Origin of the sequence: Pseudomonas cichorii (assembly GCF_015471405.1) — a bacterium.
GTDB lineage: Bacteria > Pseudomonadota > Gammaproteobacteria > Pseudomonadales > Pseudomonadaceae > Aquipseudomonas > Aquipseudomonas serbiensis.
In genome coordinates, this window is the sequence record NZ_BLVZ01000015.1 from 1 (window position 1) to 23648 (window position 23648).

The following is a 23648-nucleotide window of genomic DNA, read 5'->3' on the forward strand; positions in this document are numbered from 1 at the left end:
GAGTTGTTCACCGATCAGTTCCACGCCCACCTGGCTGGAAATTTCACCGGCCCGGTTGTCGATGTCGTCGACCTCGAGTTTCAGCGCTTTTGTGGCGCCTACCAGACCACCGACCCCGTTATCCAGGGTCGTGCCGGTCAAGGTCAGGGTGCCCTGGGCCACCAGTTCGCCGCCTTGCTGGGTCAGGCTGTCGACGGTGGCGCTCAGGTTGTTCTGACTGGCGATGCGGCCCTGGCCGTTGAGCACCGTGTCGGCCTGCAACGTCATCACGCCCACGGCGTTGAGCAGGCCGTTCTGGTTATTCAGTTGGGTGCCGGTGAATTCAAGCCCGGCCTGGCTGGTGATACCGCCCTTCTGCGCGGCGCTCAAACCGGTCTGGCTATTGTCGAGGTCACCGATCAACAGCGTCATCAGCTTGTCGGAGCGGATCACCCCGCCGCGGTTGAGCGCGCTGTCGCTGTTCACGGTCAGCAGGTCCTGCCCCACTACCCGGCCGCCCTGATTGTTCAAGACCTGGCTGGTCAGGTTGAGGATGCCCTTGGCCTGCACCTGGCCGCCGCTGCGGTTATCCAGGGTGCCGGTCAGGGTGATATCCAGTTGGCCATCGGTGAGCACGGCACCGGCCAGGCGGTTATCCAGGCTCGCGGCCTGCAGGTTCAGACCCAGGCCGGCCCCCAGGGTGCCAGCCTGGTTGTCGAGGGCTTGAGCCAGAATGACGGTCAGCACCTCGTCGGCCATGACCTGGCCTTCGGCGTTGTGCAGGCTCTTGGCCTCTAACGTGATGGCCCCTGCACTGCTCAGCAGGCCCTGGCGGTTGCTGACTTCGCCGGTGACGTCCAGCGTGAGGCCCGCCTCGCTGCTCACCTCACCGCTGTCGTTGGTCAGGGTATCGGCAGAGAGGTCCACGCCGGTGCCGGACACCAGCCCGCGCAGGTTGGTCAGTGCCTTGTCGATGCGTACGACCAAGGATTCGTCGCTGAGCACCGTGCCATCGGTGTTGTCCAGCGAGGTGGCGGCCAGGGTAAAGCCCTTGGCACTGGAGATCTCGCCGCGCTGGTTGTTGACCGTACCCAAGTTGGTCAGCAGCAACTGGCCGGGGGCCGTAATCAAACCGTCCTGGTTATTGAGGTGGCCGTTGCCGAGGTCCAGGCTGACGTCGCCATTGCTGTACAGGCGCCCGTCGGCGTGTTGATCCAGGCCCGTGACCACAGCGATCAAAGCCATGGCACTGGCGATACGTCCTGCTTCGCTGTTATTGACCTGCGCGGCAGTCAGGCGCAGGGCCTCGGTGCTGGTCAGGCGACCGTCCTGGCTGTTGTTGAAGGCGCCGGTGGTGACGGTCACGCCTTTGCCGGCAATACGCCCGCTGCGGCTGTTGTCCAGGCGGCCGCTGGTGAGGGTCAGGGCTGCATCGCTGAGGATTTCGCCGCCCTGGTTGACCACGGCGTCCGTGACGGTGAGGTTGGCAGTGCCGGTGCTGGTGAGGCTGCCTGCCAAGTTCGACACAGAGCCAGCGTTCAGGGTCAGGATGCTATCGCTGCGCAAGACACCTTGCTGGTTATTCAGAGTGGCAGCAGACAGCTCAAGGCCCGTAGCAGATACCCGCCCGCGCAGGTTGGTCAGCACCTGGTCGATGCGCACGATCAGGGATTCGTCGCTGAGCACCGAGCCGTCGGTGTTGTCCAGCGACGTGGCGGCCAGGGTAAAGCCCTTGGCACTGGAGATTTCGCCGCTCTGGTTGTTGACTGTGCCCAGATTCGTCAGCAGCAACTGGCCGGGGGCCGTAATCAAACCGTCTTGGTTATTCAGATGGCCGTTGTTCAGGTCCAGGCTGACATCGCCATTGCTGTACAGGCGCCCGTCGGCGTGTTGATCCAGGCCCGTGACCACCGCGGTCAGGGCCATGGCGCTGGCGATACGCCCCGCTTCGCTGTTATTGACCTGCGCAGCAGTCAGGCGCAAGGCCTCGGTGCTGGTCAGGCGACCGTCCTGGCTGTTGTTGAAGGCGCCGGTGGTGACGGTTACGCCTTTGCCGGCGATCCGCCCACTGCGGCTATTGTCCAGGCGGCCGCTGGTGAGGGTCAGGGCCGCATCGCTGAGGATTTCGCCGCCCTGGTTGACCACGGCGTCGGTGACGGTAAGGCTGGACGTGCCAGCGCTGGTGAGGCTGCCTGCCGTATTCGACACCGCACCCGCGTTCAGGGTCAGGGTGCTCTCGCTGCGTATCACGCCTTGATTGTTATTGAGGATCGCGGTCGAGAGATCCAGGCCCGTGACCACCATGGTCAGGGCCATGGCGCTGGCGATACGCCCCGCTTCGCTGTTATTGACCTGCGCGGCAGTCAGGCGCAAGACCTCGGTGCTGGTCAGGCGACCGTCCTGGCTGTTGTTGAAGGCGCCGGTGGTGACGGTCACGCCTTTACCGGCAATACGCCCGCTGAGGCTATTGTCCAGGCGACCGCTGGTGAGGGTCAGGGCTGCATCGCTGAGGATTTCGCCGCCCTGGTTGTTGAGGGTCTGGGTGACGGTCGCCTGCACGGCACGGCTGGCGACAATGTTGCCGGTGTTGGTCAGGTTGCCTGCCGACAGCACCACATCGCCGGCGGCATTGCGGCTGTTATCAGCATTGACGCCCGCCTCGATGATCGCACTGTTGCTCAGGTGCCCGGTGCTGGACAGCGTGACGCTGTCCCGTGCGGCGATATTCTGCTGGATGGCCAGATCGCCCGGCGTCGTGATCGACAGCGACGAACCCGCATACAGCGGCCCGTTGACCTCGACCGCGTTGGCATTCACCGTCACCGCCCCGCTGGCCGCCGTCTGCACCATGCTCAACTGGCCATTGGCATCGATCTGGATATCACCGGCACTGGCCGCCATATTCCCCGCCAGCCTCACCCCGACCCCGGCTTCGGTGCCCACCAGTTTCACGGCACCGGCGTACATGCCGCCCAAGGCCGAGCTGTCGATGGCCAGTTGCGGTTTGGTGCTGCCGTCGTCCGCCAGCGCCGTGGCATTGAGGGTCTGGGCATCAACGTCGTTGCGACCGGCAATGATGTTGAGCTTCTTGGCGTGCAGCTCGGCGTTGACCTTTGCGCTGCGGGTGATGATGTCGAACTGGTCAAGGTTGTCGGCATTGAGCCCCAGCCCCTCGATGGCCACGCTGCCACCCTGGACGTTGAACCGCACCAGATTGCCGTTGTTGTCCAGCACCGGTTTGCCGGTGGTCAGGGTCGCTTGCGGCGTGTTGAGAAAACCGCAGCCATCACAGGTGATGCCGTACGGGTTGGCAACGATTACCCGCGCCGCCTGCCCCGCCACTTCGGTGTAGCCCTTGAGTTCGGTGCGGTTGTTGCTGACCACCTCGTTGAGAATCGTGGTCGCCGCCGCGCCTTGCAGGTTGCTGTTGGAGATGATGATCCCGCCCAGCTGGGTGTTCTGGGTCTGAGTGGGCGCCGTGGCGTTGTTGAGGATCACCCCCTGGCTGCCGACGTTGTACTGCTGGAACTGGTTATGCGACAGGCCACTGGCATTGGGCGCCGCAATATTGACGATCGGCACCCCGTTGCCCGCCGCCCCGACGCTGGTGGAGCCGCTGCTCACCACGATCCCGTCCGCCTGCGCCCACAGCGGCTGCCAGAACATGGCATTGGCCAGGATCAGCGCAATACCGCGCTTGGGCATCCCCCAGAAACGCTCACGCAGTTGCACACGGGCCGACGGTTGACGGGCCAGGAAGGCGAGATGCTTGGCGTCCATGCGGAGGTTTCCTGCGGGAGGTCAGAACGGTTGGTAAAGGGTCAGAAAGGCTTAGAAAAACAGTTCAAGCCGAAAGTAGATCGGTGCTTCCCGCTCGCTCAGCGCGGCAGGCCGCTCCAGCGAATGGGCGAAAGTCACGTTGGCGGCGAGGTATTTGCCGCGGGTGAACAACTCAACCGCACTGCTGGATACCCGACCGTTTTCACCTTCACTATTGGCGTCGTGACGGATGACGCCCTGGTCGTAAGACACGCTCATGCCGTATTGCTGGAGCACCGGCTGCAACCATTCCCAACCGACCGGTCGGGTCCAGCGCAGGTCGTTGCGCCAGTAGCCGCCGCTGTCGCCGGAAAGAAACTGCTCTTTATAGCCACGCACTGCGGATTGCCCGCTGATACTCAGGCGCTGGCTGTTGTAGAGCCGGTCTTCGCTGCGCTGGCCGGTGGCCAGGCTGTTGAAACTGAAGCTTTCACCCCACAGCTCGAAAGGCTGCTGATAGCTGAACGTTGCGGTGTATTTGCGGTAGCGGGCCGTGGGTTCATTGCCTGCAGGATGGCCATCGCCCATCGCATCCAGCGCACCACTGCCTTGCTGGACGCCCAGTTCCAGGTTGGCAAATGCGCTGCCGATCAGCCGGCCATGGGCGATGCCGAACTGCGTCTCGGTAATGCGCTGAGAGCCAATCGCCAGTTCGCTGTCTTCCACAAAACTGCGAGTGCGCAGGTGGCTGATGCCGGCATTCACGGACGTCTTGCCACGGGCATCGCGCTGAATCACGCGATCGACGCGCAACTGATGGGCCTGGCTTTCACCGGTGAACTTGAAGTCGATCCCGGCGCCTTGCCCAAGGGTTCGGTATTCACTGTCGTTGTAGGAGTAACTGAAATTCCACCAGCCCCACGGCAGGTTGTAACTGAACATGCTGCTGTAGGAGCTGCGTTGATGGTCAGTGACAGCGTCGCGCCCGCCACGCAGGCTTAACTGGTCGGCCAGCCCCAGCGGGCTGTCCCATTCAAAGCCCGCGCCCCACTGCTGTTCGCCAGTGCTTTTCTGACCGTTGTTATGACGGGCCAGAGAGGTGCGCCAGGGTTTCTGAGGCGTGTTTTTCACCAGCACATCGCTGCCGCCCACGGCCTGCCCCGGCGTCAGTTCCATCTTCGCCTGATTGGACGGCAGACGATTGAGCTGATCGACCATCTGCTCGATTTCACGCAGGTTCAGTACTTCGCTTTCACGCCCCGGAAACGTCATGTCCAGCTCGCGCGGAGTCAGGCCACTGCCTTCCTCGCTACGCAGTTTCTCCAGCTTGCCCTCGACCACCAGCACTTCGAGATGGCCCTTGGAAAGATCCTGTTGCGGCAGATAGGCGCGGGTAGTAACCCATCCCTTGTCGATATAGTGATCGGTGACGGCCTTGAGCACGTCGTTGAGTTGAGCGACGCCCAGGCACTCACCCAGAAAAGGTTTGAGCAAGGCATCGCGCTCACTGCCCGACAGCGAGTCGGCGCCCTTGAGTTCAATGACGTCGATCTTGAAACAGCGCGTATCGACTGGCGCCTCGGGAGCTTGCGGGGCTGGCTGGGCACCGGGCAATTCCTTGAGTTCTTCCAGGCGACGGCGTTGCTCTTCGAGTAGACGATCCTGACGATCGCGGATCAGGTCCTGCTCACCGGGGTTGGGAGCGGCCAGGGAAACCAAGGGAGTTACGGCGAATAGGGCAAACAGAGCTGCCCTTGATGCGGAGGAATGCACGGTGCGTCCTTGCAATATCATATTGATATCAAATTCGGCGCGATTGTAGTTTGACATTACAATGGCGTCAATTTTTTGTATCGACCGCGTATCGGGTTTGTTACGCCCGTATTTTCCCCCTTATCCAGAGCCTTCCCTCTTCCCCGCATTACATGCAAGGAAGCGCTTCGGCAGGAAGAAGCGATGACGAAATGGCTGCCACACAGAACCCGATTTACTGAAACGACAGCTCATCAGCAGCCTTGAACTATTCATCATGTTCCGCCCATCGCAGTAAACGAATAAACAAAGAATCTTTAGTCTCCAGGCCTCCTCAGAACTTATGCCTGCGCCATTGCCCGAAGTGGCAAACGCGCAAAAACCTGAGTTTGAGGAAAACCCGATGTTTTTACATAACAAAAGACTTCAGTACACCGTACGTGTCGCCGAGCCCAATCCCGGCCTTGCCAATCTTCTGCTGGAGCAGTTCGGTGGCGCACAAGGCGAACTGGCGGCAGCAGCCCGTTACTTCACGCAAGCGCTGGCCGAAGAGGATGCAGGACGTAAAGACCTGCTGATGGACATTGCCACGGAAGAACTGAGCCACCTGGAAATCGTCGGTTCGATCATCGTCATGCTCAACCGGGGCGCGAAAGGACAGATGGCCGAAGGCGTGCAGGAAGAAGGTGAGTTGTATCGCAGCATCAATGGCGCGGGTAACGACTCGCACATCACCAGTGTGCTTTATGGTGGCGGTGCTCCGCTGGTCAACTCTGCGGGCGTTCCATGGACGGCCGCCTACGTCGATTCGATCACCGAGCCCACCGCTGACTTCCGCTCCAACATTGCCGCCGAAGCCCGCGCCAAGATCGTGTATGAGCGCCTGCTGAATGTTGTCGACGATCCCGGTATCAAGGAGGCACTTGGCTTCCTGATGACGCGCGAGATCGCTCACCAGAAGTCATTTGAAAAAGCACTGCACTCGATCCAGCCCAACTTCCCGCAAGGCAAGTTGCCCGGCATGCCGGAGTTCACCCGCACCTACTTCAACATGTCCAGTGGCGAGCCGAACCTTCGCGGGCCATGGAACAGTGATGAAGAGTTCGAGTATGTCGAAAATCCACAACCCGCTGTTGACGGTGGCGATGGCACTGCATCGGTGACACTCAATGAAGAGGATGCATTGACCCTGACCATGATGAAAGAACGCACCAAGTCCGATCCTGACGCCGACCCGCTTACTGCGGCGGAGCTGGGATCAGGTCTGCTGCAGGGTAAAGAATCACTTTGAATCCGGCGGGCTGGCGTAACACCGTTATTCAGCAGTGCCAGCACTGGCAGCGTTTGAAATGTTCCCTCACAATCTCGCCGTCTCGCCAGGCCTGCTCCCCGCAAGCCTGGCCACCCCATTGAGTTTGAGGAAACCCGGCATGAATGCACTTGAGTGGAACGAAGCCGCCCTGGCGAAATACCTCTCTACCCATCCGACCTTGCAGGATGAAATCAAGAACCTCAGCCCCGAAGAGCAAAAGCAGCAAGCGCAGTGGGCGTTCGAGGATGAAGCCGAGGATCAGGGCATAGAGCCTTGGGAACTGGCTTTGCAATTGATTGCCGAAACCCCGGAACAACTCAAGAGCATGCGCCTTGAAGCCCACGCACAGGTGGCCGAAGCCCTGGGCATGGACTGGGACGAGTATTGCGAACTGAACGAAATCGAACAGTAATCCCGGGCCTGTACAAGGAATAGAAGTGCCATGAACCATTCTTCCGAAGCGGGCGCAGCCGTTTACTCTCCCCTGACCCTGAAACTCTATGACTGGTGGGTCCTGGGGGTTTCCAATCGTTTTGCCTGGCAGTGCTCGACGACGCAGGTATTGCAGCCGTTCTTCAATCGCCATGTCGGCGCACGCCATCTGGATGTAGGCGTCGGCACCGGCTATTACCTGGCCAATGCCAATCTGCCCATCAGTACCGAAGTCACCTTGCTGGACCTCAACAGCAGCAGCCTGGAAGCCGCACGCCAGCGCTTCGGGCGGCCGGGCATCCGGGTAATCCGCCACGATGTGTTCAAGCCGTTCGAACCCGAACATGAGACAGGGTTTGACTCGATCTCTCTGTTCTATCTGCTGCACTGCCTGCCCGGAACCATGAGCGACAAGGCGCAGGTCTTCGCCAACCTCAAGACCCGCCTGAAAGATGACGGTGTGCTGTTCGGCGCAACCATTCTGGGCGACGAAGCCGGGCACAACGGGTTTGGTCGCAAGCTGATGGACGTCTATAACAAGAAAGGCATCTTCGGTAATCGCAGTGACAGCGTTGCCAGCCTGCGCAATGCCCTGGCCTTGCATTTCAAGGACGTGACGGTGGAGGTCACGGGGAAAGTGGCATTGTTTACGGCAAGATCGCCTCTTATCCAACAAGACGTAACATCATGAATTAAATCGTGTTTCCGTGGGAGCGAATTCATTCGTGAAGGTGCCCGTACATCCGAAGAGAATCTATCGCCTAGAATGACGCCTCGCGAATGAATTCACTCCTACCGGCTTGCTTCGTGGATGACCTCACAATCCGTTCATGACCGATCAGTCAGCGCTTTACCTGATGGTTGCAGCTGAGTAACGTCTGCGCATCTCAACAAGAAGGAATAGCGCCATGAGTGATCTGATCTCGTACCAACTGGACGATGGTATTGCCACGCTGACTCTCAACAACGGCAAGGTCAACGCCATTTCGCCGGATGTGATTGCCGCATTCAATGCCGCGCTGGATCAGGCCGAGACAGATCGTGCCGTGGTGATCGTCACCGGGCAACCGGGCATCCTATCGGGCGGCTATGACCTCAAGGTCATGACTTCCAGTGCCGAGGCGGCTATCGGCCTGGTAGCCCAGGGTTCGACTCTGGCGCGTCGCATGCTGGCTCACCCCTTCCCCATCATTGTTGCGTGCCCGGGTCATGCCGTGGCCAAAGGTGCTTTTCTGCTGTTGTCAGCCGATTACCGGATCGGTGTCGAAGGCCCCTTCAATATCGGCCTCAATGAGGTACAGATCGGCATGACCATGCACCATGTCGGCATCGAACTGGCACGTGACCGCCTGAGCAAGTCCGCCTTTCATCGCTCGGTAATCAACGCCGAGATATTCGACCCCAGAGGCGCGCTGGACGCGGGTTTTCTGGACAAGGTGGTCAGCGTCGACGAGCTGCTGGCAACCGCCCGCGCCGCTGCCGTGCAGTTGAAAAAGATCAACATGAATGCCCACAGGAAAACCAAGCTGAAAGCCAGAAAGGCGCTGCTCGATACATTGGATGCCGCGATAGAACTCGATAAGCAGCATTCGCTCTAAGCATGGCGTTCGACAGATATGAAGCCCGCCAATGCGGGCTTTTTATTATCTGCGGACTCATGAGCGTTTGGTTAAGCTCACCCTGGCGCAATCCTTTTTGCATCACTGCCACTCCTTGAAAAAGAAGCGATACCGATATGGGCCGAGTTGTTGCAGCAGCGGTTTACAGCAAAGGCAAGAAAGTCAGCAATATCACCCTTGAAGAAGGCGCGGCCTGGGCAGCCAAACCTGAGCATTTTGTCTGGATAGGGCTGGAGCAGCCCACCCCACAGGAGCTGGAAAGTCTTAAAAAGCAATTCAACCTGCATGAACTGGCCATTGAAGATGCGCTGGAAGTCCATAGCCGCCCGAAACTTGAAACCTTCGGCGACGCGCTGTTTATCGTCACCTACGCGCCCGTGCGGGAAAACGGCAAGCTGCAATTCATCGAAACCCATATCTTCGCCGGCAAGGGCTACATCATCACTTCGCGAAATGGGCACTCCAAGTCCTATGGCATCGTGCGCCAGCGTTGTGAGGCCAGGCCATTGCTGCTGGAGCATGGCGAAGACTTCGTGCTCTATGCCCTGCTGGACTTTGTGACCGAGAGCTATCAGCCGGTCACCGAAGCCATTCATGCCGAGCTGGAAGAACTGGAGCAAAACGTCCTCGGCGGCATCCTGAATGAATCCTATATCCACCGCATTCACAGCCTGCGTCGCGACCTGCTGCGCCTGAGGCGTTATGTGTCGCCAATGGTGGAAGTCGGTGAGGAATTGCAAAAGCTGAGCTTTCCCTTCATCGACAAGAACATGCGCCCGTACTTTCGTGACGTGGAGATTCACGTCAAACGGCAAATGGAAGACCTGGCCAATCTGCGTGATATCGCCAGCCAGACCATTGAGATCGGTTTGTTGCTGGAGTCGTCACGGCAAAGCATCGTGCAACGCAAGTTCGCGGCCTGGGCGGCCATTCTGGCGTTTCCGACCGCTGTCGCGGGGATCTACGGGATGAACTTCGAGAATATGCCGGAGTTGACCTGGCACTACGGCTACTTCGCAGTATTGGGGGTGATCGTGGGAGGCTGCACGGCCTTGTTCAGCAGCTTCAAGCGCTCGGGCTGGCTGTAAGGGCAAAGTGCTCCCGGCGTCTGGTATCGCGCCGGGAGCACTCAGGCTTCAAGCCACACTCTGGCCCGGTTTGTGGGCCACAAAGCGCGTAATCCACTCGGCTACCGTTGTGCCGTGGTGCTCATGCTCCAGGCTGTCCAGGCCCTTGCGATAAACCTGCTCGCCCAGTGTCTGCTGGCGAAGGTCCAGCAAGGAGCGGGAAAATTCATGGATGAACTCGGGGTGCCCCTGAAAGCACAGGACCTGATGGTTGATGTGATAAGCCGCGTACTGGCAGAAATCGCTGGAAGCGATGACCGTGGCATTTTCCGGCAATGCCGTGACTTGATCCTGATGGCTGATCAGCAGCGTCAGCTTGTCCATCGACGGAGTCATCCAGGGCTCAGAAGAAGCCAGTTGATAATGATGAATGCCCACTCCCCAGCCCTGGCTGGCACGCTCGGTCTTGCCACCCAGCAATAACGCCAGCAACTGGTGCCCGAAACAGATCCCCAAAAGCTTGTCGCCCCGCTCATACAACTTGAGCAGATAGGCCTTGAGCGTCTGAATCCAGGGGTCGCTGCCAAATGAGTCGGCCTTGCTGCCGGTCACCAGATAGGCATCGAAGCGCTCGTCTTCGGGTGGATAAATGCCCTGCACCACGTTGTAGACACTGAGCTGTACGGCAAACGGTTGGCGCGCAAACAATAACTCGAACATCCGCCCATAACCCTGATATTGCTCAACCAACTCCGGGCGCAGGATGTCGGTTTCCAGAATGCAGATGCGTAACGACATAAAAAAGGACCTGAAACAGTAAAAGGGCAATAGCGCACTGGCAAAGCCTGCCTTGAATTGCACGATCAAAGCAAGAAGCCAGTATCTGCACGGCCCCCACCTGGTATCGCTCGCAGGACATACCTTGGCCGGACGAACGGTAGCAGGCTAACGACGCTCCCTCAAAGCCTCTAGCCAAGGCCTGACCATATTATCAGCAGTTCCTAAATAACCTTTAATCAGAAATTATCAGACTTAAATATCAAATAGTTCTAAGCTATATGCAATGCGGCCTCTAAGGTTAAATCTGTAACAGGAAGGCGCGATAAAAATACATCCAGCGTCAGGTCAGCGGCCATGTGGCCGGGACCACCTGTTCATAAGCACCACCTTTGCCAGCTGCCCGATTTCGTAATTGATGAATTCGGTGAGCTTTTGTCGCTCAGGAATAACAACAAAAGGCAGTCAGCCATGTTCAAGCATTCAAAGATACGTCAGGCGGGACTTATTGTATTCGCGACCACTCTTCTCTTGATCCTGCCGAATCTGAACAGGTTGTTCGGCTGATTCAGGATGCGCTACCGAACCGTCCTTATCTGTGCCAATCTTCCTGTTAAATGCAGGGAGATGGACTTATGCGCCAATGGATAGCAATGGGTATTCTGGCTTGCAGCTTCGCGGTGCAGGCTGGTGAAGTAGAACAGGCCGCCGCCGTGGCCGCCTTGAAGGAAGGGAAACTGGCAGTGGATGTGCGCAGCCAGACCGAATACGACGCTGGCACCGTGCTCAATGCGGTTCGGGTCGAAGATGCACGCTTGGTCAACCAACTGAAACAGGTGCTCACCGACCGCAACTCTGTGTTCGTCATTTTCAGCAGCAGCAGTGAAAAAGCAAGCAAGGCGCAGGACAAACTCAGACAGGCGGGTTACTTCAGTGTCATCAACGGCGGCAATTATGAAGAGCTGCATAATGCGCTGTATGACATTACCGATGATCCGGCGGAATAACTGCTTGCGCCAACAGCTTACCTGTCATGAATCAGGCGAGCGTGTGGGAGCGAATTCATTCGCTCCCACAGCGGTTTGAAGCTTACTGGTGCTGCACCTGAACCTGTGTCGAGACTGACACCTTGGCGTGCATCTGCTCGTAACCCCCACCACGACGCATGCCACGTACCGGGCAGGCATCCAGATAATCCAGGCCGACTGCCAGTTTCAGGTGGCGTGCCGGAATGGCGAGAGTGTTGGTGACGTCAAAGCTGTACCAGCCATCGTCGATCCAGGCCTCGGCCCAGGCATGACTGGACAGGTGATCCTTGTCTTCGCTGTACAGATAACCGGAGACATAACGTGCCGGAACGCCAAGACTACGTGCGCACGCCAGGAATGCATGGGTATGGTCCTGGCAGACGCCTGAACGACCGGCAAACGCCTGAACCGCGCTGGTATCGACTTCCGTCGCCCCGGGCGTGTAGACGATGTGCTGATTCAGCGCCTGCATGAGATCGATCAGCCCCGTACGATCAGTACGCTTGCTGCTCTCCTTGGCTGCAAATGCGCGCATGGCCTCGTCCGCTTCGGTCAGACGGGTAAAGCGCAGAAACGGCAGCGCCGACTGGCTTTCGTATTCGGACTCACGGGTTTCATCGATTTCAACCTGACCGCGGGCGCCAATGATGATCGATTCATGGGGCTCGTCCAGGCTCAGCACATGCAGGATGTTGCCAAACGGATCGATCTGCGCGCGCACCGGACGCGGCAGGCTCAACTGCCAGCTCAGAACCTGCTGACGCTCGCTGTCATGGGGAGTCAGGCGCAGATACTGGATGCTGGCCCGAACCTGATCATCATAGTGATAGGTGGTCTCGTGGCTAATTGAGAGTCTCATGCAGCCTCCAGATATGAAGTGTGGATGGCATCACCCAGTTGGGCCACCAGGGGAATGAATTCGTTCAACCACTCATGCAGGCCTTCAGCCAGGATCTCGTCGATGCTGGTATAGCGCAGGCGTGCATCCATTTCCGCCGCCAGACGCTGTGCCGGTCGGCCATTGGCGCCCGGCAGGCTGGCGAGGATCAGGTCCAACTCTTCCAGGCAGGCCCGCAAGGAACGCGGAATGTCGGCACGCAATAGCAATAGCTCGGCAACATGGCGCGCACCCGGCGCGTCCCGGTACAGCTCGGTATAGGCCTCGAAGGACGACAAGGCGCGCAACAAGGCGCTCCACTGGTAGTAACCGGCTGCCGAGTTATCCGCCGCCGCGTTGGCCTGCGGCCCACGCAACTCAAGCATTTCATAACGGGCATCGAGCATGCGCATGGTGTTGTCGGCACGCTCGATGAAGGTGCCCAGGCGAATGAAACGGAACGCATCGTTACGCATGATGGTGCCGTAGGTCGCGCCACGAAACAGGTGGGAACGCTCCTTCACCCACTCGCAGAAATGGCTCATGCCATAGCGCGCCAGCCCTTGCTCGGCGATCCCGCGAATCTCCAGCCAGGTGGAGTTGATGTTCTCCCACATGTCAGCGGTAATTCGTCCGCGCACCGCATGGGCACTGGCCCGTGCTGCGCCAAGACAGCTGTAGATGCTGGCCGGGTTGGTTGCATCAAGGGCAAAGAAGTGCAGCATGCGCTCGGCATGCAAGGCGCCATGACGCTCCACATAAGCATCCAGGGTTCCGGTGATCAGCAGCGGCATGGCAATTTCATCCAGCCCGCCGCGCCCGTCCTGGGGCATCAATGACAGCGAATAACTCACGTCCATCATTCGGGCGAGGTTCTCCGCTCGCTCCAGGTAACGCGACATCCAGAAAAGATCCGAGGCAGTTCTACTTAGCATTGGCAGGCATCCTTAATCCTCGACCACCCAGGTGTCCTTGGTTCCACCACCTTGCGACGAGTTCACCACCAGCGAGCCTTCACGCAGCGCTACTCGGGTAAGCCCGCCAGGCACGACGCGGGTTTCGCGGCCGGAGAGGACAAATGGGCGCAAGTCGATATGTCGCGGGGCGATGCCGTTCTCGACGAAGGTCGGGCAGGTCGACAGGGACAAGGTCGGTTGGGCGATATAAGCGTGTGGCTTGGCTTTGAGACGGGCACGGAACGATTCGATTTCAGCAGCACTTGCCGCAGGACCGACCAGCATTCCGTAACCACCGGAGCCCTGGGTTTCCTTGACCACCAGATCACCCAGATTGGCCAGCACATGGGACAGCTCTTCAGGCTTGCGGCACTGCCAGGTCGGCACGTTCTTGAGGATCGGCTCTTCATCCAGATAGAAACGGATCATGTCCGTGACATATGGATAAATCGACTTGTCGTCGGCCACCCCGGTGCCGATGGCATTGGCCAGGACCACATTGCCGGAACGATAGGCCGACAGCAGGCCCGGAACACCCAGCATCGAATCGGGGTTGAAGGCCAGCGGATCGAGGAAGGCATCGTCCAGACGGCGGTAGATCACATCAACGGCTTTCGGGCCGTCGGTGGTGCGCATGAAGACACGATCATCACGGACGAAAAGGTCAGCCCCTTCCACCAGTTCAACGCCCATCTCCCGCGCCAGAAAGGCGTGCTCGAAAAATGCGCTGTTGAAACGACCAGGCGTCAGGACCACAACGCTTGGGTTGTCCAGATGGCTCGAACTCTTGAGCGTGTCGAGCAACAGGTTCGGGTAGTGATCGATCGGTGCAATGCGTTGCGCGGCGAACAGCTCCGGGAACAGGCGCATCATCATCTTGCGATCTTCGAGCATGTAGCTCACGCCGCTCGGGGTGCGCAGGTTGTCTTCAAGCACGTAATAAGTGCCATCGCCATCACGCACCAGGTCGACCCCGGAGATGTGCGAGTACAGATCACGATGCAGATTCAAGCCTTGCATTGCCAACTGGTATTGCTCGTTGGCCAGGACCTGCTCGGCAGGAATGATGCCCGCCTTGATGATCCGTTGATCGTGATACAGGTCGGCGAGAAACATGTTCAACGCCTTGACGCGCTGAATGCAGCCGCGCTCCACAACCCGCCATTCACTGGCAGGAATGCTGCGCGGGATCGTATCGAAGGGGATCAACCTTTCGGTCCCCTGCTCGTCACCATAGAGCGTGAACGTGATCCCGGCGCGATGAAACAATAGATCGGCTTCACGCCGGCGTTGAGCCAGAAGCTCAGGAGGCGTATCCCCCAACCAGCGGGCAAATTCCCGATAATGCGGGCGGACCTGACCGCCAGCGTCGTACATCTCGTCATAAAAGGTGCGGATCATGCCGTACTCCTTGTCACCATGGACATCAGGACCTTCGCAAGGCCCGTGCCATCGGCATAAACGCTTTAATATCAACAACTTATTTAAAACAAGAACATCCAACGCACCATTCCTGTGCAATAAACGCCCCAGTCAATTCTCCTACGCTTCATTCGGAAGCGTCAGTCACTCGCGAAATCTATCACCAGCATAGTCAGTGTTGATTTGATGGTGAGATATTAGTTCGCCACAATCACCATCACCGAGCAAACAAAGGCCCGAATGCCTGTTTCACGTTTTTTTCTGGAAATATGTCAGCACCTGCGCCCTCGCGCCTTTATAACCGGACTTCCCTTCAAGCCACTCCATTGAGTGGCTTTTTTTTGATCATCGAATTTACTTCAGTGGGCTTTCGCGAATGAATTCGCTCCTGCCACCAGCACCCAAAAACAAGACCGGCCAATTGCAGAGTGCTCCGCAATTGGCCGGTCGTGACTGGATCGAGATGATTCATGCGTGCAGTCTTCTGATCTCCGCTGTGACCCCCCATCCTTCAACTTCACCGTCCATCGGTGAAATCACGCTCTGGAAGTCTTGCTCAAAGTCTCCGATCCCGTCGTACGTGGCATACATGACCTTGCTCAATTGCAAGTGCCACGCACCGTCGTCACGCACGTTGATCTGGGTATTGATGGATTCACCACGAAACTGTCCTGCTGCCTGCCGCGCCCTTTCCTCATCCGGGAATACGGCATAGAACTCGATGGGGTAACTGCGTGCAAAATCAAAACCGCCTTCTTTCATGCGGCGCAGTACGTTACTGCTGATGTCCTCTTGATAGGCTGTGCTCATGAAACGTCCTCCTATGCAACGATAGATAGAGTTTCAACTCTTCCAGAACGACCACCTTGGCGGGGGTCGCCACACGACAGTTAATCCGAAGTGGGGAATCAAGCATGAAGCTGACCAAACCGAGCCTGTGACAGCTCGGGTTTCGACATGGAGAGGCCGACGTATCGGCCTCGTTTGCAGAGTAGACCCATCTCGGGTCGGCTGCCAAGTGCCTGACACAACAAGTCTTTGCGTGTGTAAATGAATCAGATTACTTCTGTAATGGAAATGATCTGGACACTGTTGTGATCCTTGAGGGTTTTCACTGTGGGCTCCTCGGTTCTCCCCTCCAGATCATTGAGGTTCAGTTCATCGGTGACCGGAAACAGAATGGGACGCAGAAGACGTGCCGCAGCCTCCTCGCTCGGGCGCTCCAGTGAATCAATATCATGACGTTGCTGTACACCATCTTTATCGATATATGAAATGGCCCACTGTCTCATCGATGTCTCCAGAACAAAGCCAGAACGCTGGCCTACATGATCTGGACCTTTTGCCAACGGCATTCGTTCAAGAAAAATGCAGGTAAAAAGAAAGGCCCTCGCAACCAGTGCAGAGGGCCTTCGTTCATGGCAGCAAAAGATCAGTTAGGGTTCTTGCTGGCCTCTACCCCGGCAGTGTTATCCAGAAGGCTCTTGGTGGCTGTCTGCAGGAAGCTTTCCAGCTTCTGCTTGAGCTCGGCCGTGTCCGGAGCATCGGGAACCACTTCGGCATGCGGGTTGGCGCCCAGTGTGTAGGTCATGACCTTGGCAGGCATTTCCGTTGGTTCGATCAGGATACGGTTGCCATGGATGATAGCCACCACCTGCTCGCTGCCCGACGGTTTGATCACACCAAAACCCTTGTCGCCTTCAGGCAGGTTAAGCAGGTCGCGTCCCCAGCACTGGTTGCGGGTCTGACCGCCCAGGCGCCCCATGATGGTCGGAACCACATCGACCTGAGTGCCCACGATACTGCTGCGCTGGCCGAACTTCTCCTGCACGCCCGGCCCGATCAGCAGCAATGGCACGTTGAAACGGCCAAGGTCCATTTCGGTCAGTTGCATCTTGTTGCCAAAACCATGGTCGCCCAGTACCACGAACAGGGTGTTCTTGAAGTAAGGCTCTTTCTTGGCCTTCTCGAAGAATTGTCCCAGCGCCCAGTCGGAATAGCGCATGGCGGTCAAATGCTCATCCAGCGTGCCATGCCCGGTGACACGCTCCACCGGCAGGTTTTCCGGCAAGGCATAAGGCGTGTGGTTGGACAGGGTTTGCAGCAAGGCATAGAACGGCTTGCCATTCTGGCGGGCTTTCAGCTCCTCGGCACCACGGTCGAACATGTCCTGGTCGGACACACCCCAGGTCGGGTCGGAGAACACCGGGTTGACGAAGTCTTCACGGCCGACAAAGTTGGTCATGCCCTGGTTGCTGAAGAAGCCCGACTGGTTGTCCCAGGCAAAGTTGCCGTTATAGACATAGACGTCATCGTAGTTGCGTCCTGTGCTGAGCAACTGCGGCAGGCCCGACAGCTTGTGGCTGCCTTCGGGAGTCTGCATCAGGTACTCGAAGCCCGGCAGGTTCGGGAAGCACGCCATGGTGGCAAACATGCCCTGGTGGGTATGGGTACCGTTGGAGAAGAAGTGGTCGAACAGCAGACCTTCCTTGGACAGTTTGTCGAAGTAAGGCGTGATGTTGGCCTTGTCGCCCAGAGCACCGACCGAGTGGCCAGCGAAGCTTTCCATCAGGATCACCACCACGTTGCGGATCGGCAACGTGTTTTCCGCTGGCGGAGTGAAGTCTCGGCGTACGGCAGCAGTATTCGGATCAATAAGCCGGTCATGAGGGGTCAACAGCATGTTGCGCACGACCTGCTGCGCCTCAGGCTGAGGCAAAGTGGCTTTCCAGATATTGTCGCGGTCTTCGGACATGCGGCTTTTCGCGGCGGTAATCAGAGTCAGCGTACCGTTCAAGCCCAACTGGTTGGCGAAGTTCGACTCCGTTGTATAAGCATCGCCCCAACGCAGCGGCGGGCCTTGACGCAAGGTGCCACGAGCAGAAATGACTGCGATGACCAGCACGATGAAGAAGACAACGATGCGCAGGTACCAGGGAGCAATCGAGCGATTGCTGCCACTGCTGACACTGAATTCGCGACGAGGGCGCGTCACGCGGTCAATCCCCTTGAACACCAGGCTCAACAACCAGGTGACCAGCGCCCACGCCAGCAGATAACGCACCACCGGGAAACCGTACCAGAGCATGCTCAGCACAGTCTTGGGGTCTTCCTTGACGTACTGGAACACCAGACCGTTCAGACGCTGGTGGAATTCACGGTAGAAGTCCATCTCCATCAGGCCGAAGAACAGGGTGATGCTGCCGACCAGTGTCAGCCAGAACCGGAAGAAGCCCCGCGCAGACATGGCCCTGACACTGAACAGCGACAGCATCAGAGGAATGAGCAGATAGACCGTCAGACGCAGGTCGAAGCGCATGCCGTTGAACAGTGCTTCGATAAAGGTCGATGCCGGCGTATCACCAATCATTTCACGGTTGTAGACCAGCAGCCCGATACGCAGCAGGGTGTACATCACCATCAAGGCCAGGCCGCTGAGCAGCGTGTAGGCCAGATGTGATTTGACAGTGGGGTGTTGCAGGCGGGACAAAGCTTGCCGATGAATCTGGGCGTCCGTGTTAGCCATTTTTGTCAGGATCCGGTGGATTCAGGAATTGAGTTCGGATATGCGATACCTGCCGATCCGAAAGAGGAGGCAGCGCATGGGGGGCAGATATTACGTGATTGCCGTGTTTTTAGCGCTTATCAGAGCGTGGCACTGAATAATCGCGCGCCATTTTCGACAAAAGGGTGTGAAAAATTTGTTGCGCGTCGCAGGCAACCGATGTGAGCGGTGCCGCAATCCTTGCCACGCGGGCATGACCTTCAAGGATTCAGGTCATGCCCATGCCTGAAGAAAACCTCAGTCGTTGCTGGGTTTGTTCACGGCTTGCAGCACGTATTGTGGCAAGGCGAAAGCACCGATATGGATTTCCGGGTTGTAATAGCGAGTAACAATACCGCTACCGACAAAGCGCTGGCGCAGGGTTTCCAGCGGCAGTTTGCGATAGGTGGTGTTGGTCGAGCCCCAGGCGAAGGTCATTGCGCCACCGATATAGGTGGGGATTGCCGCCTGATAGAAATGCCAGTCCGCGAACAGGCCATTCATGCGACCAGCCGTGGTCTGCACACCGCTCAACTGCATGAACGGCGTGCCGTTCTGAGTGACCAGGATGCCGTTTTCGTTCAGGCAGCGATGGCAGGCCTGATAGAAGTTCTCCGAAAACAGGACTTCACCCGGACCGATCGGGTCGGTGGAGTCGGAAATGATCACGTCGAACTTCTCTTCGGTGGTCGCGACGAAACGCATGCCGTCATCGATCACCAGGTTCAGACGAGAATCCTCGAAAGCACCGCTGGAGTGGCCAGGCAGGAATTCCTTGCACATTTCCACTACGGTGGCGTCGATCTCGACCATGGTGATGTGCTCGACGCTCAGGTGCTTGGCGACTTCACGCAGCATGCCGCCGTCGCCACCACCGATGATCAGCACACGCTTGGCAGCACCATGAGCCAGGATCGGCACGTGGGTCAGCATTTCGTGGTAGATGAATTCATCGGCTTCGGTGGTCTGGATTACGCCATCGAGGGCCATTACGCGCCCCATCCGCGGATTCTGGAAAATCACCAGATGCTGATGCTCTGTACGGACTTCATGCAGCATTTTTTCCATACGAAAGCGCTGGCCATAGCCTTCGTACAACGTTTCCTGATAATCGCTCATGGGTAAGCTCCCGCTAAAGACTGATGACAGGACGGCCGACCGCCCACAAGAAAGGCGCGCATTCTACGTTGCGAAAGATGACAGGTCGAACCTCATCACTGCATAACGGCAAACGAGTCCATGCGCAGGAGCGAATTCATTCGCTCCTGCCCGGTTGCCTCAGATACGGACATTGCCGCGTGGGCCGGCAATCGCCCAGATAATCAGCCCCAATACCGGAAGCAGTAGAATCAACAGCACCCAGACGATTTTCATACCGGTGCTCACGCTGCTTTTCAGTACGTTGATGATGGCCCAGATATCCAGGGCCAGAATGATCAAGCCGATCAGGCTATTGAAAGTTGAACCCATGATGTAGCTCCTGTGCAGACTGTGTAAATAATGACTCCATAGAGAATAGTCAGCCCCATTGAACCAACGGCACATTTCCATGCTCGGAAACTGAGTCCGCTATCCTTTGAATCATTGTTTTCAGACAGGTCGCCTTTCATGCAAACACCCTTGCAACCCCGAACGCTATGGGCAACGTGGTCAGCTCAACTCCAGACCAGCCCGTTGGTAAGCCTGGGATTCCTTCTGGCGCTGGTCATCGTTATTGGCCTGGGTGCCGCCAGTCTTTATAACGCCTTCTTCGGCACCAACCAGAGCAATCTGGCCTACGCCTTGATCGGCGGTACGGCGGGCTTCGGGGCGACGGCGCTGGGTGCGGTAATGGCTGTCGCGTTCCGTAATATCAGCCAGCGGACTCAGGACATCATGCTCGGGTTTGCCGCCGGAATGATGCTGGCAGCCAGTTCCTTTTCGCTGATTCTGCCCGGGCTGGCCGCTGCGCGCGACATCACCGGCAACGGCCCGCTCGCCGCCGCCACCGTGGTGACAGGGCTGGGGCTTGGCGTGCTGCTGATGCTGGGGCTGGATCGATTCACGCCCCATGAGCACGAAAGCGTAGGCCGACAAGGGCCGAATGCCGACCGTATCAACCGGGTCTGGCTGTTCGTGCTGGCAATCACCCTGCACAACCTGCCGGAAGGCATGGCCATTGGTGTCAGTTTTGCCGGCGGCGACATGAATGTCGGCCTGCCCCTGACCACCGCCATTGCCATCCAGGATATTCCCGAAGGGCTGGCAATTGCCCTGGCGTTGCGGGCAACCGGCCTATCGGCGTTCAAAGCCATGCTGGTGGCGATTGGTTCAGGCCTGATGGAGCCCCTGGGCTCAGTGGTTGGCCTGGGGATTTCCAGCGGCTTTGCGATTGCTTACCCGCTGAGCCTGGGTCTGGCGGCAGGTGCCATGATTTTCGTGGTTTCACACGAAGTCATACCCGAAACCCACCGCAATGGTCACCAGACCTCTGCAACCCTGGGCTTGATGCTGGGCTTCGGGGTGATGATGTTTCTGGATACCGCCCTGGGTTAGGCATTGGCTTTAAGTGCCTGCAATGAAGACGCGGCATGGATGCCGGCAGCTGCGGCCAGTTCAAGCACTCGCGCCTCATCACAGCCGTAGACCAATACAGCCTGCAACTCATCATCCAGCGGCTGACTGAAATCCATGAGCACATAGCCACCCATTTCCTTGTTCATGCTGCTCAGCTGGATCTGGATACGGTTGAGCGCAGTCAGCGCTTCTACCTTGGCCAGTTGCCTGGGCTTGATATTGAAGGAGACGTCCTTGCCGAACGACTGGACGATCTGCTCGAACAGGTCCATGTAGGTGTCTGCCTGAAACAACACGGTTTCCGGCAGGCTGCCCACTACCACCCACTCACCCAGGGGAATGGGAAACGTATCGTCGTAGTTGATATCGGGGTTGGAAACCAGAAATGCCTCGGGGTCCGCGTAAGCCTGAGCGGCTTCGGCAGCGATGCCTGCAATCTCGTCTTCCCCCATGCAGCCCGAACTGATTTTGCTGATTAATTCAATGAGGGAGTCTTTCATGAAGGGGCGATCCTGATAGAGGCAAAAAACGAGGCGCGCAGGATAGCGGGAAACGCTGCACACCTCTATCGATTCAGGACCAGAGCCCTCAAACGCCCAGCCTGCTCAACTGCCCGGCGGTTTCTGTCGCCCCCATTGCCTGAGCAGCACCCAGTGCATTGACGCCCTTGGCATCGCGGGCATGGGGGTTGGCACCCTTGCCGATCAGGTAGTCGACGATTTCAGTGCGATTGAACATCGCCGCCATCATCAACGCTGTCCGACCGTCTGCCGAAGCGCCCTCCACGTCCGCGCCAGACTCGACCAGGAGTTTGACGACCGCCAGATCCCCCTTGAACGCGGCACCGGCAATCGGGCTCTGGCCATTGTCGTTACGGATTTCCGGATCAGCCTTGTGATCGAGCAATACACGCACGGCATCCTGCTGACCGTAATAACTGGCGAGCATCAGCAATGTATCGCCCTTGTGATTGCGCAGATTGGCAGGCAGGCCTTTTTCCAGCAGCCGGCCCAGCATCTGCGCATCGCCCTGTCGAGCGACCTCGAACACCTGCTCGGCGAACTCGGCAGCTTCGTCATGGGTCATGGTTTTCGGGGTATTGGTGTTTGAATCAGTCATGTGTCACTCCCTGGCGCAAGGTTACGAGAACCCGATATCACTTGCGGCACTCGATACAATGACCGCAAGTCTTGCCAGCCGTGCCCTTTGGGTCAAGCTATATGCCCGATAGGAAAATATTGCGCGTGCTCTTGCACGGCGAGAGGCTTCGTCGGCAACCAGCAAAATGCAGGATGCCCGATGGCCATTCATGCAAATTGCACGAAGCATGAAAACCGTAATATTTACAAGATATTGATTTTAAAGGAATTTAATAAATACCAAACCATGGCATGGACACTGCAATAGTACTCACAAGCTTGTTATCCCATGAGCAATGGAGCCGCTAGACATGTCTTTTATCCAAGAAAAATTCGCTTCCGTATTCTCCAGCTATACCGTTACTGCCCAGCCTCGCCCGGACGGTGGTGTGCTCTTGTCTCTGCGCGATAACGAAGGCAAACAGATTCGACGCTCCATCTCCTATGCCCAGTTGCATACACCGGTTCAGCTTGAGTGGGTCATCAGCGCCATTCGCCGTGACCTGGCAGCACAAGCCAGTGAATTACCCGCAATCTCGATGCTGCAAAGCCAGCACCGTTTTGACTTGCCGACTTACCATACCCGCTGACAGACCGTATCACCCTGCCGCCGACTGCTGTCGGCGGCCACCTCCTCCCTTGTTATCCGCGAAACATTCTTGCTTTCGCGGTTTTTTTTGCCTGTCTCATTTGATCAAGCCACGGCACAGGGCCTCCCCTACCGCCTGAGCGCGGTTGGCAACCCCCAGCTTGCTGTAGATCATCTTGAAGTGATACTTGATCGTGGCCTCGGACACTTCGCGGATCAAGGCAATTTCCCAGGCGGTCTTGCCATCGCGCGCCCATTGCAGGATTTCCAGTTCCTTGCCGGTCAAACCATGGGATCGAAACCGGGTTCCCCTGCCGACCATATGCAACACCGGCACCAGACTGCTCAGCAAGTACCGGTCCTCGGTTGTAGTACCCCGCTGCATCGCACTCAACGTACACACCGACGTCACGCCACTGACACCTCGGCAATGGCTGGAGTAAGCGTAGGACAAGGCTGGCATCAATTGGCAGGCATCAACCGCTGCGCTATAGCAATCAGGGGCCTGATACTGTTTGAACGCCTCTCGCCAGTCTAGAAAACCCAGCGCATTGCGATAACAACGGATAACCGGATCTTCCGTCAGCATGCGGCGGTTTCGATAGATATCTCCCCAGGTATCATCGACATTGGAAGTGATGAACGTCAGCAATAACGAGCCCTTGAACTGGTAGAACATCGCTCGCTCACAGCGGCATTCATGCCTGAGCCACTGAAGTGCATTTGCGATAGCCACCTGGCCATCGTCCTCGGTAATGCTACTGACCATCTGCTGTATCAATAAACCCATCGTTGTATTTACTGTCCTGGCACTGCACATCGCTGCCGCTCCTATTGCGC

Annotated in this window: 22 protein-coding genes; 8 read left to right on the forward strand and 14 right to left on the reverse strand. The window is 57.8% G+C overall.

Annotated features, from left to right (window positions below; all coding sequences use genetic code 11):
* Both JL015_RS21660 and JL015_RS21665 read right to left on the reverse strand, forming a co-directional pair.
* Nucleotides 1–3759: two-partner secretion domain-containing protein (locus tag JL015_RS21660; protein ID WP_201019891.1), on the reverse strand; the 3759-nt coding region annotated here is incomplete at its 3' end.
* A gap of 51 nt (nucleotides 3760–3810) precedes the next feature.
* Entirely contained in the window at nucleotides 3811–5511 is a 1701-nt protein-coding gene (locus tag JL015_RS21665; protein ID WP_236250252.1) for a ShlB/FhaC/HecB family hemolysin secretion/activation protein, read from the reverse strand.
* A 382-nt stretch (nucleotides 5512–5893) separates the two neighbouring features.
* On the opposite strand from JL015_RS21665, the gene JL015_RS21670 reads away from it, so the two are divergent.
* The 5 genes from JL015_RS21670 (at nucleotide 5894) to JL015_RS21690 (ending at nucleotide 9941) form a co-directional block, all read left to right on the forward strand.
* A complete protein-coding gene (locus tag JL015_RS21670) occupies nucleotides 5894–6781 on the forward strand; it encodes a manganese catalase family protein (RefSeq protein WP_201019893.1) in 888 nt (295 codons plus the stop codon).
* 139 nt (nucleotides 6782–6920) lie between these two features.
* Nucleotides 6921–7214: a DUF6388 family protein gene (locus JL015_RS21675; protein WP_201006271.1), complete on the forward strand. Its 294-nt coding sequence runs from the start codon at nucleotides 6921–6923 to the stop codon at nucleotides 7212–7214.
* A 30-nt stretch (nucleotides 7215–7244) separates the two neighbouring features.
* Nucleotides 7245–7925 (forward strand): class I SAM-dependent methyltransferase, encoded by a 681-nt coding sequence (locus tag JL015_RS21680; protein WP_201019894.1) that lies wholly within the window; start codon nucleotides 7245–7247, stop codon nucleotides 7923–7925.
* A 217-nt stretch (nucleotides 7926–8142) separates the two neighbouring features.
* Entirely contained in the window at nucleotides 8143–8832 is a 690-nt protein-coding gene (locus JL015_RS21685; protein WP_201019895.1) for a crotonase/enoyl-CoA hydratase family protein, read from the forward strand.
* 137 nt (nucleotides 8833–8969) lie between these two features.
* A complete protein-coding gene (locus JL015_RS21690) occupies nucleotides 8970–9941 on the forward strand; it encodes a magnesium and cobalt transport protein CorA (RefSeq protein WP_201019896.1) in 972 nt (323 codons plus the stop codon).
* Nucleotides 9942–9989: 48 nt separating this feature from the next.
* Here the strand turns inward: JL015_RS21690 and JL015_RS21695 are convergent, their stop codons facing one another.
* A complete protein-coding gene (locus tag JL015_RS21695) occupies nucleotides 9990–10718 on the reverse strand; it encodes an amidotransferase (RefSeq protein WP_201006266.1) in 729 nt (242 codons plus the stop codon).
* Nucleotides 10719–11332: 614 nt separating this feature from the next.
* Here JL015_RS21695 and JL015_RS21700 point away from each other — a divergent pair.
* Nucleotides 11333–11704: a rhodanese-like domain-containing protein gene (locus JL015_RS21700; RefSeq protein WP_201006264.1), complete on the forward strand. Its 372-nt coding sequence runs from the start codon at nucleotides 11333–11335 to the stop codon at nucleotides 11702–11704.
* Nucleotides 11705–11786: 82 nt separating this feature from the next.
* On the opposite strand, the gene JL015_RS21705 is transcribed toward JL015_RS21700, so the two are convergent.
* The 8 genes from JL015_RS21705 to JL015_RS21740 all read right to left on the reverse strand — a co-directional run bounded on the left by JL015_RS21705 (nucleotide 11787) and on the right by JL015_RS21740 (nucleotide 19994).
* A complete protein-coding gene (locus tag JL015_RS21705) occupies nucleotides 11787–12584 on the reverse strand; it encodes a transglutaminase family protein (RefSeq protein ID WP_201019898.1) in 798 nt (265 codons plus the stop codon).
* A complete protein-coding gene (locus JL015_RS21710; protein WP_201006262.1) occupies nucleotides 12581–13537 on the reverse strand; it encodes an alpha-E domain-containing protein in 957 nt (318 codons plus the stop codon). Before JL015_RS21710 ends, JL015_RS21705 begins: the two co-directional genes overlap by 4 nt.
* A 12-nt stretch (nucleotides 13538–13549) precedes the next feature.
* The gene (locus JL015_RS21715) at nucleotides 13550–14959 is read right to left on the reverse strand and encodes a circularly permuted type 2 ATP-grasp protein (RefSeq protein ID WP_201006261.1); all 1410 of its coding nucleotides are present in this window, start codon (nucleotides 14957–14959) and stop codon (nucleotides 13550–13552) included.
* 489 nt (nucleotides 14960–15448) lie between these two features.
* Nucleotides 15449–15790, reverse strand: coding sequence for a ribonuclease E inhibitor RraB (locus tag JL015_RS21720; RefSeq protein WP_201006260.1), 342 nt, complete (start codon nucleotides 15788–15790; stop codon nucleotides 15449–15451).
* A gap of 245 nt (nucleotides 15791–16035) precedes the next feature.
* Nucleotides 16036–16272 (reverse strand): hypothetical protein, encoded by a 237-nt coding sequence (locus tag JL015_RS21725; RefSeq protein ID WP_201006259.1) that lies wholly within the window; start codon nucleotides 16270–16272, stop codon nucleotides 16036–16038.
* Between the two features lie 140 nt (nucleotides 16273–16412).
* Nucleotides 16413–18506, reverse strand: coding sequence for an LTA synthase family protein (locus JL015_RS21730; RefSeq protein WP_201019899.1), 2094 nt, complete (start codon nucleotides 18504–18506; stop codon nucleotides 16413–16415).
* A 276-nt stretch (nucleotides 18507–18782) separates the two neighbouring features.
* On the reverse strand, nucleotides 18783–19643 hold the full coding sequence (gene speE, locus JL015_RS21735; protein ID WP_201019901.1) for a polyamine aminopropyltransferase: 861 nt from the start codon (nucleotides 19641–19643) through the stop codon (nucleotides 18783–18785).
* Nucleotides 19644–19802: 159 nt separating this feature from the next.
* A complete protein-coding gene (locus JL015_RS21740; protein WP_201006255.1) occupies nucleotides 19803–19994 on the reverse strand; it encodes a PLDc N-terminal domain-containing protein in 192 nt (63 codons plus the stop codon).
* Between the two features lie 138 nt (nucleotides 19995–20132).
* Here JL015_RS21740 and JL015_RS21745 point away from each other — a divergent pair, with 138 nt between their 5' ends.
* On the forward strand, nucleotides 20133–21059 hold the full coding sequence (locus JL015_RS21745) for a ZIP family metal transporter (protein WP_201006254.1): 927 nt from the start codon (nucleotides 20133–20135) through the stop codon (nucleotides 21057–21059).
* Here JL015_RS21745 and JL015_RS21750 read toward each other — a convergent pair.
* Entirely contained in the window at nucleotides 21056–21580 is a 525-nt protein-coding gene (locus tag JL015_RS21750) for a hypothetical protein (RefSeq protein ID WP_201019902.1), read from the reverse strand. The two genes, JL015_RS21745 and JL015_RS21750, sit on opposite strands and share 4 nt — an antisense overlap.
* 88 nt (nucleotides 21581–21668) lie before the next feature.
* Entirely contained in the window at nucleotides 21669–22199 is a 531-nt protein-coding gene (locus JL015_RS21755) for an ankyrin repeat domain-containing protein (RefSeq protein WP_201019904.1), read from the reverse strand.
* A gap of 331 nt (nucleotides 22200–22530) precedes the next feature.
* Between JL015_RS21755 and JL015_RS21760 the strand changes: the two genes are divergently transcribed.
* Nucleotides 22531–22809 carry a DUF3509 domain-containing protein gene (locus JL015_RS21760; RefSeq protein ID WP_201006251.1) on the forward strand — a complete coding sequence of 93 codons (279 nt, stop codon included), beginning with the start codon at nucleotides 22531–22533 and terminating at the stop codon, nucleotides 22807–22809.
* A gap of 96 nt (nucleotides 22810–22905) precedes the next feature.
* On the opposite strand, the gene JL015_RS21765 is transcribed toward JL015_RS21760, so the two are convergent.
* The gene (locus JL015_RS21765; RefSeq protein ID WP_201006250.1) at nucleotides 22906–23628 is read right to left on the reverse strand and encodes a helix-turn-helix domain-containing protein; all 723 of its coding nucleotides are present in this window, start codon (nucleotides 23626–23628) and stop codon (nucleotides 22906–22908) included.
* Between the last annotated feature and the right edge of the window lie 20 nt (nucleotides 23629–23648).